Annotated in this window: 12 protein-coding genes, 1 tRNA gene, 1 pseudogene and 1 riboswitch; of the genes and pseudogenes, 7 read left to right on the top strand and 7 right to left on the bottom strand. The window is 70.3% G+C overall.

The features are described 5' to 3' along the window. Positions 1 to 70 precede the first annotated feature (70 nt). The 4 genes and pseudogenes from ABD329_RS42400 (at position 71) to ABD329_RS42385 (ending at position 1,347) form a co-directional block, all read left to right on the top strand. A complete protein-coding gene (locus tag ABD329_RS42400) occupies positions 71 to 352 on the top strand; it encodes a Scr1 family TA system antitoxin-like transcriptional regulator (RefSeq protein ID WP_344317852.1) in 282 nt (93 codons plus the stop codon). Positions 353 to 445: 93 nt separating this feature from the next. Beyond that, a pseudogene (locus tag ABD329_RS42395) lies at positions 446 to 562 on the top strand (DUF397 domain-containing protein); the annotation flags it as partial. A gap of 102 nt (positions 563 to 664) precedes the next feature. Beyond that, the gene (locus tag ABD329_RS42390) at positions 665 to 973 is read left to right on the top strand and encodes a hypothetical protein (protein ID WP_214665836.1); all 309 of its coding nucleotides are present in this window, start codon (positions 665 to 667) and stop codon (positions 971 to 973) included. Between the two features lie 74 nt (positions 974 to 1,047). Then, a complete protein-coding gene (locus ABD329_RS42385) occupies positions 1,048 to 1,347 on the top strand; it encodes a hypothetical protein (RefSeq protein WP_198282376.1) in 300 nt (99 codons plus the stop codon). A gap of 130 nt (positions 1,348 to 1,477) precedes the next feature. Here the strand turns inward: ABD329_RS42385 and ABD329_RS42380 are convergent, their stop codons facing one another. From ABD329_RS42380 to ABD329_RS42365, 4 genes are all read right to left on the bottom strand, one after another. Further along, on the bottom strand, positions 1,478 to 2,422 hold the full coding sequence (locus ABD329_RS42380) for an aldo/keto reductase (protein WP_344317849.1): 945 nt from the start codon (positions 2,420 to 2,422) through the stop codon (positions 1,478 to 1,480). A 126-nt stretch (positions 2,423 to 2,548) separates the two neighbouring features. Continuing rightward, positions 2,549 to 3,778, bottom strand: coding sequence for a M23 family metallopeptidase (locus ABD329_RS42375; RefSeq protein WP_344317846.1), 1,230 nt, complete (start codon positions 3,776 to 3,778; stop codon positions 2,549 to 2,551). Between the two features lie 11 nt (positions 3,779 to 3,789). Next, positions 3,790 to 3,925, bottom strand: a riboswitch (cyclic di-AMP (ydaO/yuaA leader). 257 nt (positions 3,926 to 4,182) lie between these two features. After that, positions 4,183 to 5,532 carry a PP2C family protein-serine/threonine phosphatase gene (locus tag ABD329_RS42370; RefSeq protein WP_344317844.1) on the bottom strand — a complete coding sequence of 450 codons (1,350 nt, stop codon included), beginning with the start codon at positions 5,530 to 5,532 and terminating at the stop codon, positions 4,183 to 4,185. Between the two features lie 270 nt (positions 5,533 to 5,802). Beyond that, positions 5,803 to 6,573, bottom strand: coding sequence for a DUF6227 family protein (locus ABD329_RS42365; RefSeq protein ID WP_344317841.1), 771 nt, complete (start codon positions 6,571 to 6,573; stop codon positions 5,803 to 5,805). A 474-nt stretch (positions 6,574 to 7,047) separates the two neighbouring features. Here ABD329_RS42365 and ABD329_RS42360 point away from each other — a divergent pair, with 474 nt between their 5' ends. The 3 genes from ABD329_RS42360 (at position 7,048) to ABD329_RS42350 (ending at position 8,924) form a co-directional block, all read left to right on the top strand. Continuing rightward, positions 7,048 to 7,404 (top strand): hypothetical protein, encoded by a 357-nt coding sequence (locus tag ABD329_RS42360; RefSeq protein WP_344317840.1) that lies wholly within the window; start codon positions 7,048 to 7,050, stop codon positions 7,402 to 7,404. Between the two features lie 118 nt (positions 7,405 to 7,522). Continuing rightward, on the top strand, positions 7,523 to 8,125 hold the full coding sequence (locus ABD329_RS42355; protein WP_344317839.1) for a hypothetical protein: 603 nt from the start codon (positions 7,523 to 7,525) through the stop codon (positions 8,123 to 8,125). Between the two features lie 241 nt (positions 8,126 to 8,366). Next, positions 8,367 to 8,924 (top strand): hypothetical protein, encoded by a 558-nt coding sequence (locus ABD329_RS42350; protein ID WP_344317838.1) that lies wholly within the window; start codon positions 8,367 to 8,369, stop codon positions 8,922 to 8,924. A gap of 78 nt (positions 8,925 to 9,002) precedes the next feature. Here the strand turns inward: ABD329_RS42350 and ABD329_RS42345 are convergent, their stop codons facing one another. The 3 genes from ABD329_RS42345 to ABD329_RS42335 form a co-directional block, all read right to left on the bottom strand. Beyond that, positions 9,003 to 10,097 carry a right-handed parallel beta-helix repeat-containing protein gene (locus ABD329_RS42345; RefSeq protein WP_344317837.1) on the bottom strand — a complete coding sequence of 365 codons (1,095 nt, stop codon included), beginning with the start codon at positions 10,095 to 10,097 and terminating at the stop codon, positions 9,003 to 9,005. 224 nt (positions 10,098 to 10,321) lie between these two features. Then, positions 10,322 to 10,394: transfer RNA gene (locus ABD329_RS42340), tRNA-Lys, on the bottom strand. Between the two features lie 196 nt (positions 10,395 to 10,590). Then, entirely contained in the window at positions 10,591 to 12,966 is a 2,376-nt protein-coding gene (locus ABD329_RS42335) for a DEAD/DEAH box helicase (protein ID WP_344317835.1), read from the bottom strand. Between the last annotated feature and the right edge of the window lie 136 nt (positions 12,967 to 13,102).

The following is a 13,102-nucleotide window of genomic DNA, read 5'->3' as shown; positions in this document are numbered from 1 at the left end:
GCCGCCTGACCGGCGAAGCCACCATCTCCTGGCGCGATCCGAAAACCGTCACTAAGCAACCAATTCCGGGATGAAACACTGGGAGAAAACGACCTCTGAGGACGACGGCAGGGTCCAGGTGCTGCCATTCGCCAAGAGCGCGCACTCAGCGGCCATGGGGAGCTTCGCGATCCTCGGGGGTGCCGAGCCCTCGCTGGACGTCGTGTACGTCGACATCCATGTCGGCTCGCTCTTCGTGGAGAAGGACGAGGAATTGGAGCGCTACCGGGTCGCGTTCGACTACCTTCGCGCTCAGGCGCTGGACATGGTCTCGTCCTCCGCCCTCATCGAACGCGTCCGTGAGGAGATCTGATCCGCGAGCCCTGCATATCCGGCAGAGACCGGTGGCTGGTTCAAGTCCTCCTACAGCGGTGCCGGCAACACCGAATGTGTCGAAGCTGCTTTCCGGTCGGGCTCGACCGCCGTGCGGGACTCCAAGAATCCGGGCGGGCCCGTGATCGGGGTCTCGCACCGCGCATGGGCGAACTTTGTGACGGCCGTGCGGGATGGGCAGTTGGGTTGAGGTCCGTGTTCGCGGAGTCCTGACTGCTTTATCCGTGCGGCCGCACGCCCGCCGTGCCGAGGCCGCTTGCCCGGGGCAAGGGCTACGGACGATCATTGTGGGATGAGAGCCGAGGTGCGGGCGTTCGTTGCCGATGGGCCGCTTCCCGATGTGGGGGCGAGTGGCGAAGAGATCGACAGGCGCGTCGAGCAGCTTGATGCGATCCCGAGACCGGTCACGACCCAGGAGGCCACGGCTCTGGCCGATTGCTTCGGTCCGGACGATTGCCATGGCGTCGCCTGGACGCTGCTGCATCTCATCGAGACGGGACCGAACCCCGTCCTCACCGTCAAGCCGGAGCCGGACGCCAATGAATGGCGGGACCGTCTCTGGACACGGGCCTTGAATGCGGGGCTCGTGGAGGAAAACTGACGGGCCGCCGACGGTTCCTCGTGTCCGCTGCGTAGGGTCGGGGCCAGGAGATCCTTGGAGTGGGAGGTATGGGGATGGCTGGAGTGCCGGCGGGGGTTGTGGCCGCGGGTGGGTTGGTCGGGGGGTACGGCGTGGCTCGGTGGACCAAGAGGCGGCCGTTGGGTGGGGTTGCCCTCGCCGCCGCAGGGGCGGTGGCCGCTCGCGGGTGGCGGGAGAAGGCGGGGAACGGGACCGCTGCCGCGCTCAGCGCGGCCTACGTCGCCGCGTTCGCCGGGTCGCATCCGCTGGCGAAGAAGATCGGGGCTTGGCCGTCCGTCTTCGCCGTCGCCGGTGGCGTTGCCCTCGCGTCCTGGGCCCTTGCCGATCGGCGGTAGTCCTCGCCGATCGGCGGTAAGGGGTCCTGGGGCGTGCGGAGCGGTTCGGGTAGGTGCGGGTGCGCGGGCGGGCGGGGTTCCGATTTCGCCCGCCCGCCGTCCTACGGCACCCGTTCCGCCAGCCTGCCGCTCAGTCCGACGCCGACGTCAGCAGGTCCAGTTCCGGCTGGGTCAGCTCGAGGTCGACCGAGGCCAGGAGGGCGGGGAGCTGGTCGGTGGAGCTGGCGCTGGCCAGGGGGGCCACGACCGTGGGCTGGGCGAGGAGCCACGCCAGGGCGACCGTGGCGGGCTCGGTGCGGTGGTTGGCGGCGACGTCGTCCAGGGCGGCGAGGACCTTCTGGCCGCGCTCGGTCTCCAGGTGCTTGGCCGCGCCCGTGGAGCGGGGGCTGTCGACGGCCGTGCCCGGGCGGTACTTGCCGGTGAGGAAGCCGGACGCCAGGGAGTAGTACGGGATCGTCGCCAGGTCGTGGCGGGCGGCGACCTCGGACAGCTCGCCCTCGAAGGTGTCGCGCGAGACCAGGTTGTAGTGGGGCTGGAGGGCGACGTAGCGCGCCAGGTTCTCCCGGGTGGAGAAGGTCAGCTGGGCCTCCAGGCGGTCCGCGCCGACGTTGGACGCGGCGATCTCGCGGACCTTGCCCTCCCTGACCAGCTCGTCCAGGGTGGTGATGATCTCCTCCACCGGCACCGACGGGTCGTCGTAGTGGGTGTAGTAGAGGTCGATGTAGTCGGTGCGCAGCCGCTGGAGGGATTCCTCGACGCCCGATTTGATGGCGGACGAGGTCAGCCCGCGCGGCTCCGGGACGCCGGCGCCCACCTTGGTGGCGAGGACGATGTCGGAGCGGTTGCCGCGGGAGGCGAACCAGTTGCCGAGGATGGTCTCGGACTCGCCGCCCTCGTTGCCCGGTACCCAGGCGGAGTAGACATCGGCGGTGTCGATGAAGTTGCCGCCCGCCGCCACGTAGGCGTCGAGCACCCGGAAGGACTCGGCCTCGTTCGCGGTCCAGCCGAAGACGTTCCCGCCGAGGGAGAGCGGGAAGATGGACAGGTCACCGATCTTCTGCGTGTTGTCAGCCATACGTCTTTACAACGGTTGACTGGACGGGGTTGTTCCGGGTGGCCCCGTTGAGACGTAAGCCCCGCTCAGACCTAAACCGGCGGCCCTGGCGTCAAGGGGGGAGAGAGCGCCAGGGCCGCCGGGGTATCAGGGGTTCAACCCGTGCTGGCGCAGCCAGGGCATCGGGTCGATCGGCGAGCCGCCGCCCGGCCGGACCTCGAGGTGGAGGTGCGGGCCGGTCACATTGCCGGTGGCGCCGACGCGGGCGATGACGTCGCCCGTCGACACCTTGCCGGAGGTGACCACCATCGAGGACAGGTGGCAGAACCAGAGCTCGGTGCCGTCGTTCAGGGTCAGCACGATGCGGTAGCCGTACGAACCGGCCCAGCCCGCCTGGGTGATGGTGCCGCCGTGCACCGCCTTGACCGGGGTGCCGGTCGGGGCGGCGAAGTCCTGGCCGGTGTGGTCGGCCGACCACATGTCGCCCGCCTGGCCGAAGCTGGCGGTCAGGGTGTACGAGCCGACGGGGAGGGTGTACTGGGCGGCGAGTCTTGCCTGGCGCTCGGCCGCGGCCTTCTTCTCGGCCGCCTCCTTCGCCCGCTGTTCGGCGGCCCGCTTCTCCGCCTCGGCCTTGGCCTTCCGCTTGGCGGCCGCCTCCGCGGCCTGGTCGGCGGCCTTGTCTGCGGCGGCCCTGGCCTCCTTGGCGGCGGCCTTCGCCGCGGCGGTGCGGCTGTCCTCGTCCGCCGCGTTCTGCTGGTTCTCGGCCTGCTGGAGGATGCGGGCGCGGAGCGCCTCGCCGGCGTCGGTGGTGCCGCGCTGCTCGTCCTCGCTGGTCAGACCGGCCTGGGAGAGGGGGGCGGCGGCGGTCTGCGCGTCACTGCTGTCGTCCGATGCCCAGGAGCCGATGCCCGGCAGGTCCTTCGCGGCGGGCAGGGCGGCCTTGACCTGATCGGCGACATGGCCGAGGTCCGGCATGGATATGGGGAGCGCGGGACGGTCCTTGGCGCTGGCCATACCGCCCGCACCGACCGCCGCGATCACGCCGACCCCGAGGACGGCGCCGCTGCGCGCCATGGTTCCGCCCCGCTGCTTGGCCACGCGGTGCCGACCGCGTACGGGAGCGATGGACTCCTCGGTGGGGTTCCACTCCTCCCAGGTCTCGGCCTCGAAACCGGCACCCGGGCCCTCGGGAGCGCCCTCATCCGCGTAGCGGTCGTCAGGGGCGAACGCGTAAGGGTCGCCGGGGGCGAATCGGCCGTCCCCTGAGCTCATCCCGCCGCCGGCGTCGAAGCCGGGGCCGTAGGCGGTGGCGGTCCCCAAACCGCCTCCCCGTGTTCTATACGGGGCCTCGTCCAGGACAGACCTGTTGGACGCCACGGAGGCGCACTCCTTTCCTTCCCTCTCGCCTACCGGGTTAGCTGACGGGTTCGGAGCAGGAAGGTCTCCTACGGGTCAGGTTCGACCCGATTCACCCCAAGGTTGTTGGTTCCCCGGTTCCCTTGGTGCTGCTGGTGGTGCGGTGCTGCCGCTGTGCGTACGGGATTCGGCGACGGCGCACGGTGCCGCCCTTGCGACGGTTGTGACGACCGCGCTGCGTTATCGAACGTTAATAGAGAGCGCGATGTGATTCCAAGCTGTTCCGAGGAATCCGCGCACCTTTGGCATGAACTTAGCGCTCAAGGAGGGACAGATGGGGGCGAGTCGACGTACTGGGCAAGAGTTGGCAAAACCGCATACGGATCGATCGTGCGTCAATTGTTATGCGGAGTGGGCTCGGTCGGTTACGCAGGGTGTGCGGGGCGGTGCGGTTGATCGGTCTCTCGTCCGTTGTCCCGGCCATTGCCGCGGGCCGGGGTCCGCCGGACCGCCAGCAGTGCCATGTCATCCGACGTCCCGCCACCCGTATGGCGCTCGACGTCGGCCACCAACACGTCCAGCAGCTCCTGCGGACCGGCGAAGCGGCGGCCGCGCAGCCGCTCCTCCGGGTCGTAGAACTCGCCATGGCGGTCCCGGGCCTCCGTGACCCCGTCCGTGAACAGCAGCAGCGTCTCGCCCTCCGCGAACGCCAGCTCCATCACCCGATCCGGCCACCCCGCCAACTCCCCCATCCCCACCGGCAGCGCCGACGCCTCCGGCTCCAGGGCGCGCACCGCGCCGCCCTCCGCCAGGAGCAGCGGCGCCGGATGGCCGCGGTTGATCAGCCGCAGGGTGGAGCCGCCACGGGGAATTTCGGCCACCACGGCCGTCGTGAACCCCTCGACCACCTCCAGGTCGGCCCGCCGGGCGCCCTCGCGCTGCAACGCCCGCTCCAGGCGGCCCACGAGCGCCTCCAGGGTCGTCTCCTGCTCCGCGGCCTCCCGGAAGCAGCCCAGGAGGATCGCCACGACCTCCACGGCCCCCAGCCCCTTGCCGCGTACGTCCCCGACGGTCAGCCGTACGCCGTGCGGGGTGTCCTGGACCGCGTAGAGATCACCGCCGATCGCCGCGTACTTCTCCGCCGGTACGTAGCGCGCGGCGATCTCCAGTCCGGCGAGCCGGGCGGGCGGCGCGGGCAGGACGGCGCGCTGGGCCGCCTCCGCGACGCCGCGCGCCGAGGCGAGCCGGTGGTAGCTGCGGCGTACGACGCGGTTGATCACCACCGCCAGCACGGTCACCGTCGCCACCGTGATGATCTCGGTGGCCGCCTGGGTTGGGTCCCTGACCCCGTGCAACTCCGCCAGCAGACAGGCGGTGAGGACGGCGACGACGGCCGTGACGATGGTCTGACGCAACGGTAAGAGCGCCGCGGCGACCAAAGGGGCGGCGGCGAAGAACGGCGAGGCGGTGTAGCCGGGCGGGGCGGCCAGGTCGAAGGCGATACCGCCGAGGACGAGGACGGCGGGGACCCAGCGGGCGATACGGCGGCCCGGGGGCTCCCTGCCGCCCTCCTCGGCCGGAGCGGGCCCCGCGGTGGGCCCGGCGGACGCGTCGGCGGCGGCACCGGCCGCGGCGCCGGTGTCGATGAGCGTACGGACGCGGGTGGTGGGACGGCGGCGGGCGACCGGGCCGGTCAGCCGGAGCCAGGCCGTACGCCGCTCCGTACGGCCCTCCGTACGGGCGCCCGTACGAGCCCTGCTCCCTCGCACCCGCACCGGCTTCTCTCGCTTCCCTGGTCCGCGTCCCGCCGTGGTCACGCCGTCCCGCCGTCCCGCCGTCACGGCGTTCGCGGCGGCACTGTCGTCACGGCGTCACCGTCGTCACCAGGCTTCCGGCTGACGGGCCGCCAGGCGAGTCGGTATCGGCCAAGCGGGTGCTGGACGGGTGAGGACGGCGGCGGGCTACGGGGCGGGCTACGGACGGGCTGCGGAAGCGTCAGGTACGGCGTACGTCAGCGGTTCCGTGTGCCTCAGACGCCGCGTAGGTCAGAGGTCGACGCCCAGCGCGCGGGCGTGGCGGTCCGCCGCCAGCTCCGCCGAGACCTCGTCGAGGTACACCTCGCACACCAGCCGGCCGTCCCGGGTCAGGTTGTGCTCCAGCTCCCACAGCACGATCTCGTCCCCTCCGGCGAGGAGGAAGGCGTGCTCGTAGAAGCGGCACCAGGTCGCGTCGGGGCCGCCGGAGCGGCGCCGGGGCTTGGGCGCGAGGGCGATGTCATGGGCGAACGCGGTGGCCAGCAGCCGCTCGGTCTCCTCGCCCGGGCGGTCGGGGTTCTCCGCGCGGCGCAGGACGCGACGGGCGTGGTCGGCCGAGTTGTCGGCCACATACGCGCGGGAGTTCTCCACCGGCTCGGCCGTGTGCAGCAGCTGGTCCGGGAGCCACAGCGGTAACCCGTCGAGCTCCTCCCAGCGGGCGCCGCCGAGGCGGTCGTGGACGCGGCGCTCGGCCAGGGTCAGGGCGTCCTCGTCCGCGTAGAGCTCGTACAGCGGGCGGCCGCCCTCGCCCGTGTTGTGCTCCAGTTCCCACAGCAGCAGGCTGCTGCCGTCGGGGAGCAGGAAGACATGCCGGTAGGTGCTGTACCCGAGCTGGCCGCACCGCTCGTTGCACTGCCGACAGGACCGCAGCTCGGACTGGTGCATCAGGGCGCTCCGCGCCTGGGCCAGCACCGCCTCGCCGATCTCGAAGCCGTTCTGCGCACGGGCGAGCAGCCCGTCCATCAGCTCAGCCGGGGTCCCTTCCCCTCGTGAGTGCCCCATGTCTCTCCTCCCGCCTCCCGGCGTTGATTCGCCGCGCCCCCCGGGCGACCACTTCGCGCACTTAGCGTAGCGGCGTGAACACGCGCCGCGCTGCGGTTCGGCGAAGCTGTCGGTGTGACCGTGCCTCACTCACTCCTGCGTCGTAGGGCCTGGATGTATCACTCGTCCGACCGGTCGAACAAGTCCGCGTGGGCGGAGGCGGGGCCGGAGGCAGGGACGGGGGCCGAGCGACGCGGCCGGCGCGGGGCCGCCCCCGGCCGACCTCCTCCCCTTCTCATAAAAGGGATTCCGATTCCGCTGGGCCAAATGGAGCTCGCATTGGTCCCCCTTAGCGGGATTCTCGGATAACACGCACCGGAAGAGTCGCACTATGCCGGACGGGTGAAGCTGACTGGCGGCCCGAAGCCTTAACTGATGAGCTTCGTTGTGTCATGCGTCCGTGAATTCGCGGAGCAACCCAGACGGAGGATTTAAGTGAACATCGGCAAGAAGGCAGTTCTTCTGACCGCGGCCGCCGGCGCTCTGGTCATCGGTGGCGCGGGCGGTGCCCTGGCCCAGAACAACGACGACTTCATCGTGCAGCTCAACCACTGCGACACGGCCACCGGTGCCACCACCAACACCGGCGGTGCCGCCCCCACCGGTGACATCAACATCGGCTCGGACTGCATCAACTTCACCAACAGCGGCGGTTCGGTCGTCCAGGCCAACGAATGCGACACGGCCACCGGCATCACGCTGGTCACCGGCGCCGCCGCCCCGACGGGCGACACCAACATCGGCTCCAAGTGCGCGAACATCGCCGTCGACGACGACAGCGCCCGCCACTGAGTCGCTGACCCTTTCATGGTGTTCCCGTCCGCGGTAACACCATGAGGCATCCCCCCGTTGGGAATCGCGGCCCTGGAAGCCTCCCTTCCAGGGCCGCTGCCATGAGAAAGGCTTTTCGGTGACGGTGCTGAGCGCACCGCGCCCGAAGCCCGATTGGAGGCTCTTTATGCACATGCGCAAAAGGACGGCGCTTCTTGCGGCGACCGTGGGCGCGCTGCTCATCGGCGGTGCGGGCGGAGCCGAAGCCACCGGCCCCGGTCCCAGCCGCTCGACCGGCGCCAACGGCGGGACACAGAGCAATCGCTGCACCACCAGTTCCGTCATCGGCACCGTCACCGTGGCGGCCGGCCCGACCGAGATCAGCAATCAGACCGACTGCGTCAACACCGCCGAATCGGGTGTGACGACGCAGGAGAACCGCTGCCGTACCCACTCCGTCATCGGTCCGATCACCGTCGCACTGGCTCCCGGATCCGAAATCAAGAACGGGACCAACTGTGTCAACGTCAGCGAGTCGGGCGGGGTCACGAAGCAGACCAACAACTGCCGCACCACCTCCGTGACGGGCCCGATCACGATCGGCCCCGGCTCCGAGGTCACCAACGAGACCAACTGCGTCAATGCCGCCGGCGCCGACCCCCAGAACGGAAATCAGGGGAAGAGCGCGAACGGCACGAAGAGCGGTAAGAGCGGTGGCCAGGGAAACCGTCAGCGGTCCTGAAACACCGAATTCCGGAACCCGCCACCGGGCTCCGGACACATCCGCTCGCCATGGACGCGGCCCCGGGAAATCCGCCCCGGAGCCGCGTTCATCTTTTTCGTTCCCATGGACGACTGAATATACCTTTACTGTGGCGTATGGGTGATGCTTCCGATACTCCCGGATCCCGGCTTGCGGAAATCTCGTTCAAGAGGTGTCTGCGGAATTTTCGCGGAGAACCCGATATGGAGGCACCAGAACAATGCAGATCGGCAAGAAGGCAGCTCTCATGGCCGCGGCGGCCGCGGGCACAATGGTGGTCGGCGGCGCCGGTAGCGCGAGTGCCCATGGCCTCTTCCCGCAGTCCAGCGGGGCTCAGCGAAACCTCTGTGACACGTCCACCGGCACCACCACCAACACCGGCGGCGCCGCCAACACCGGCGACATCAACCTCGGCTCGGACTGCATCAACTTCACCAGCGGTCACAGCGGTTCGGCCGTCCAGGCAAATGACTGCGACACGGCCACCGGCACCACGCTGATCACCGGTCTCGCCGCCCCGACGGGCGACGTCAACATCGGCTCCAACTGCGCGAACGTCGCCCTCGACGAGCCGGACCCGGTCGTCGTCGTGCACAAGGACCCGCCGAAGAAGCAGCACAAGGCCAAGGACCCGCACAAGGCCAAGAAGCAGCACAAGGCGAAGTCCTCGCACAAGGCCAAGGCCAAGGACCCGCACAAGAAGGCCAAGTGCGCGCACAAGGCGAAGTCCACGCACAAGGCCAAGGTCAAGGCCAAGAAGAAGGACTGCAAGCACTGACGGTGCAGCAGGCGGTCAGGCGTGCGGCGCCCCCGGAAGAATGTCTTCCGGGGGCGCCGCGGCGTTCAGTCTCCTTCTTCAGCAGCCCGCGAGGGCCGGTACGCACTGGTTCGGGTTGTTCCCGGTGACCGTCGTCGCGGAGAGCGCGATCGAGCCGCCGTCGGTGAAGATCCCACCGCCCTGACCGCCATTGGCCGTATTGCCGGTCACGGTGTCGCCGGTCATTTGTGTGGTGCCCGCGTGCTGGAACACACCGCCGCCGTTCAGCGTGGCGGTGTTCCCGTTCACGGTGGTGGCCAGCACCCGCAGCGCGCTGCCCATATTGGCGATACCGCCGCCGAAACTGCCGGCGGTGTTCTCGAGCACCCGGCTGCCGTTGAGCGTGAGATCTCCGACCGCGGTGGAGATGCCGCCGCCCTCGAAGTTGGTGGTCCTGTTCCGCGCGATCCCGACAGCGCTCAGCAGCGTCGTTCCGAAGTTGCTGACGCCGCCGCCCGAGCTGTTCGCGGTATTGTCGGAAATGTTCCCGCCCGAGACGCTGAGAGTGGCCGACGTATTGATGTGAATACCGCCGCCGTCGCCCGCGGAATTGTGCGTCACATCCGTGCCTGAAAGGACCGCCGAGCCGCCCGAGGCGATCTCGATGCCCCCGCCGACATTGCTCGCGGTGTTGCCCGTGACCGTGGACTGGATCAACCGCAGTGAGCCCGCGTCGAGGATGCCGCCGCCGTCGGTGCCCGCCCCCGAGGTCGCCCGGCCGTCCGAGAAGGTCACGCCGTTGACCGTAAGGCTTCCGCCGGGCGCGATCTCCGCGATCCGGAAGTCCGCCGCGGACGCGCTGCGTCTGATGGTCGCCAGGGTCCCGCTGATGGTGACGTCCCGGGTGATGAGCGGCAGTCCGTCAGCGCCGTTGGGGCCGGTGAACGCCGCCGAGCCCAGCGTGTAGACACACCCCGTGGTCAGGGCGACGGATCCGCCCGACGGCGAACTGTTGGCCTCGCTCACCGCGTTGACCAGCGCCGCCGCGTCCCCACAGGGCACCGGGGCCGCCTTCTCACCCTCCTTTCCGCCGCCTCCCTTTCCTTCGGCGGACGCCGGAGCGGAGACCGCCCATGCGGATACCGCCAGCGCCATGACGGGGATCAACCCCCGGATCGTTGTCGCGAGTCGCACGAGGAGTCTCCTTACGCGTTACCGAGCAGCGGGCCAGACGCAGCAGGTTCAGGCTCTTCGCTCGAGTACCGTTCGGCATCCGCTCAAGCGCCGGTCGAGTGAGACTCGATCTTCTGTACGACGAGGGTCGGAACCCCCTGGTCCCGGGGTGCCGAAGACCGCGCGGCGGGACCCTCAGGAACGAGGAAACCGCAGGTCACCAATGGCGCCTGCGGTTTCCAAGGTGGGTCATCAGGGGCTCGAACCCTGAACCAATGGATTAAAAGTCCACTGCTCTGCCAATTGAGCTAATGACCCGCACCCCCGCAGCATAGCTCGGCGAGCGGCCAACACCCGAGCCAATACCCTCCGGGAGCGAAAGGCCGTGCAACAGCGTGGTGTTGCACGGCCCTCGGCACGGCCCGATCAGCCGATGCGCACGGCCCGATCAGCCGTTGCGCATGATCCGATCAGCCGATGCGCACGGCCCGATCAGCCGTTGCGCACGATCCGATCAGCCGTTGCGCTTCCAGCGCGGCTTGTCGGCGCGGCGGTCGAAGGAGGACCGGTCGTGCGAGCTGTGGGAGCGCTCGTACGAACGGCCGCCGGTGGCACCGCCGCGGTGGTCGTCACGACGGCCCGGGCGGTCGTCGCGGCGGTCGCGGTTGAACGGACGGTCCCCGCCACGGTGGTTGTGGTCGCGGCGCTCGAAGGAGCGGCCACCACGGTCGTTGTCCCGGCGGTCGAAGGAACGGCCGCCCCGGTCGTCACGGCGCTCGTACGGACGGCTGCCGCCACGGTCGTCACGGCGGTTGAAGCCGCCACGGTCATCCCGGCGGTCGCGGCCGAACGAGCGGTCGTCACGGCGGTCCCGGCCGAAGCCGCGGTCGTTGTCCCGGCGGTCCCGGTCCCGGTCGCGGTCGCGGTCACGGCCGAAGCGGTCGTCGCGACGGTCGTCACGGCGGTCATCGCGACGGTCGCGGTTGAAGCCGCGGTCACGGTCGCCGTCCCGGCGGTCGTACGAACGGCCGCCACGGTCGTCCCGCCGGTTGAAGCCGCCACGGTCGTCGCGCCGGTCGTCCCGCCGGTCGCGGTTGAAGCCGCGGTCACGGTCGCCGTCCCGACGGTCGAAGGAACGGCCACCACGGTCGTCCCGGCCCCGGTCGCCCCGGTCGCCCCGGTCGTTGTCCCGGCGGTCGTACGAGGAGCGGCGCGGCGCCTCGCCGTCAGCCGCGCCCTCGACGGCCACGGCGCCCGCGCCCGCCACGGCGGGCACGGTCGCGGGCGCCGCCGTGCGCTGCGCGGGCAGCGTCACAGCGGCGGCCTCGGCCACCGTCTCCGCCCCGGCCTCGGCCGGGGTCGCGGACTCCGCCGGTGCCACGGTCTCGCCGCGCTCGCGGGCCGCCCGTGCGGTCAGCCGGTCGGCCTCCTCGCGCAGCTCGGCCGCGCGCCGCTGCGCCCGCTCCAGCTGCCGGGTGAGGTCCTGCGCCTCGCGCTCGGCCTGCTTGGCCGCGTTCGAGGCCGCCTCCGCCTGCACCTCGGTGAGCGAACGGGCGCCCGTGATCTGGGCCACGTCCTCGTCGAACGCTCCACCGCCGCCGACGATGTGGCGCGAGGCGTCGACGCCCGCGTCCTCCATCAGCCGGAAGATCTGGCGGCGCTGGTGCGGCAGGGCCAGCGAGACGACGGTGCCGCTCTGGCCCGCCCGGGCCGTACGGCCGGAGCGGTGCAGATAGTCCTTGTGGTCGCCGGCCGGGTCCACGTTCAGCACCAGGTCGATGCCGTCGACGTGGATGCCGCGCGCGGCGACGTCCGTGGCGACGAGCACATTGACGTACCCGTCCTTGAAGTCGGCCAGGGTGCGGGTGCGCGCGCCCTGCGTCATGCCGCCGTGCAGCGCGTCGGCGCGTACGCCCGCGTCGCACAGCTGCTCGGCGACGCGGTCGCAGCCCAGCTGGGTGCGGACGAAGATGATCGTGCGGCCCTTGCGCGCCGCGATGGCGGCGGTGACCGGCGCCTTGTCCTTCGGCTTCACGACCAGCACATGGTGGGTCATGGTCGAGACGGCGCCCGCCGACGGGTCCACCTCGTGGGTGACCGGGTCGACCAGGTAGCGCTTGACCAGGGAGTCGATCTCGTTCTCGAGCGTCGCGGAGAACAGCAGCCGCTGCCCGCCCTGCGGCACCAGGTCGAGGATCTCGGTGACCTCGGGCAGGAAGCCCATGTCGGCCATCTGGTCGGCCTCGTCGAGGACCGCGATCTGCACCTTGTCCAGGGACGCGGCACCGCGATCGATGATGTCGCGCAGCCGGCCCGGGGTGGCGACCAGGATGTCCACGCCGCGCTCCAGCGCGTAGATCTGATTGCCCATCGAGGTGCCGCCGCAGACGACCTTGAGCTTGAGACCGAGAACATCGCCGTACGGCTGGAGCGCGTCGCTCACCTGCATCGCGAGCTCGCGGGTCGGGGTGAGGATCAGCCCACGGGGGCGCTTCTTCTCCGTGTGGCCGCCGGCCAGCGTGGTCAGCAGCGGAAGGCCGAACGAGAGGGTCTTGCCGGAGCCGGTACGGCCGCGGCCGAGGATGTCGCGTCCGGCGAGGGCGTCGGGGATGGTCGCGGCCTGGATCGGGAAGGGCGTGGTGACGCCGTTCTGCGCCAGCTTGCGGACGATCTGCTCGGGGAGGCCGAGGTCGGCGAATGTGATGTCGGGCGCCTTAGGGGTGTCGGGGGCTTCCGTGGCGGCTTGCTCGTCCTGCGCCGACGGCTCGAACGGCACGGCCGGGGCGGTCAGCTGGCTCGACTCGCTTGACTCGCTTGGAGCGGTCAGCTCGCTCGAATCGCCCGACTCCTCGTGAGCGGGCATGACGGCGTGATCAGTGGAAACAGACATGCGAAATGCGAAACCTTCCGGAGTCTCGGCACGCGCCCAAACTCCGTGTGTTGTCGCAAACGACCGCCTCTATGCGGTCAGCCACGGGATGGCAAGGAACGCGCCTCACGGCGCACTTCTACGAGGCGCCGGGCAA

The organism is Streptomyces javensis (assembly GCF_039525925.1).
In the GTDB taxonomy this organism is placed as follows: domain Bacteria; phylum Actinomycetota; class Actinomycetes; order Streptomycetales; family Streptomycetaceae; genus Streptomyces; species Streptomyces asiaticus.
Note: the sequence above shows the minus strand (reverse complement) of the source record. Positions and strands in the feature narration are given on the sequence as shown.

Excerpts from the sequence above, each read along its gene's own strand:
- ABD329_RS42365 (WP_344317841.1), bottom strand. The coding sequence starts at position 6,573 with ATGGGGCACTCACGAGGGGAAGGGACCCCGGCTGAGCTGATGGACGGG.
- ABD329_RS42380 (WP_344317849.1), bottom strand. The coding sequence starts at position 2,422 with ATGGCTGACAACACGCAGAAGATCGGTGACCTGTCCATCTTCCCGCTC.
- ABD329_RS42335 (WP_344317835.1), bottom strand. The coding sequence starts at position 12,966 with ATGTCTGTTTCCACTGATCACGCCGTCATGCCCGCTCACGAGGAGTCG.
- ABD329_RS42350 (WP_344317838.1), top strand. The coding sequence starts at position 8,367 with ATGCAGATCGGCAAGAAGGCAGCTCTCATGGCCGCGGCGGCCGCGGGC.
- ABD329_RS42390 (WP_214665836.1), top strand. The coding sequence starts at position 665 with ATGAGAGCCGAGGTGCGGGCGTTCGTTGCCGATGGGCCGCTTCCCGAT.
- ABD329_RS42385 (WP_198282376.1), top strand. The coding sequence starts at position 1,048 with ATGGCTGGAGTGCCGGCGGGGGTTGTGGCCGCGGGTGGGTTGGTCGGG.
- ABD329_RS42400 (WP_344317852.1), top strand. The coding sequence starts at position 71 with ATGAAACACTGGGAGAAAACGACCTCTGAGGACGACGGCAGGGTCCAG.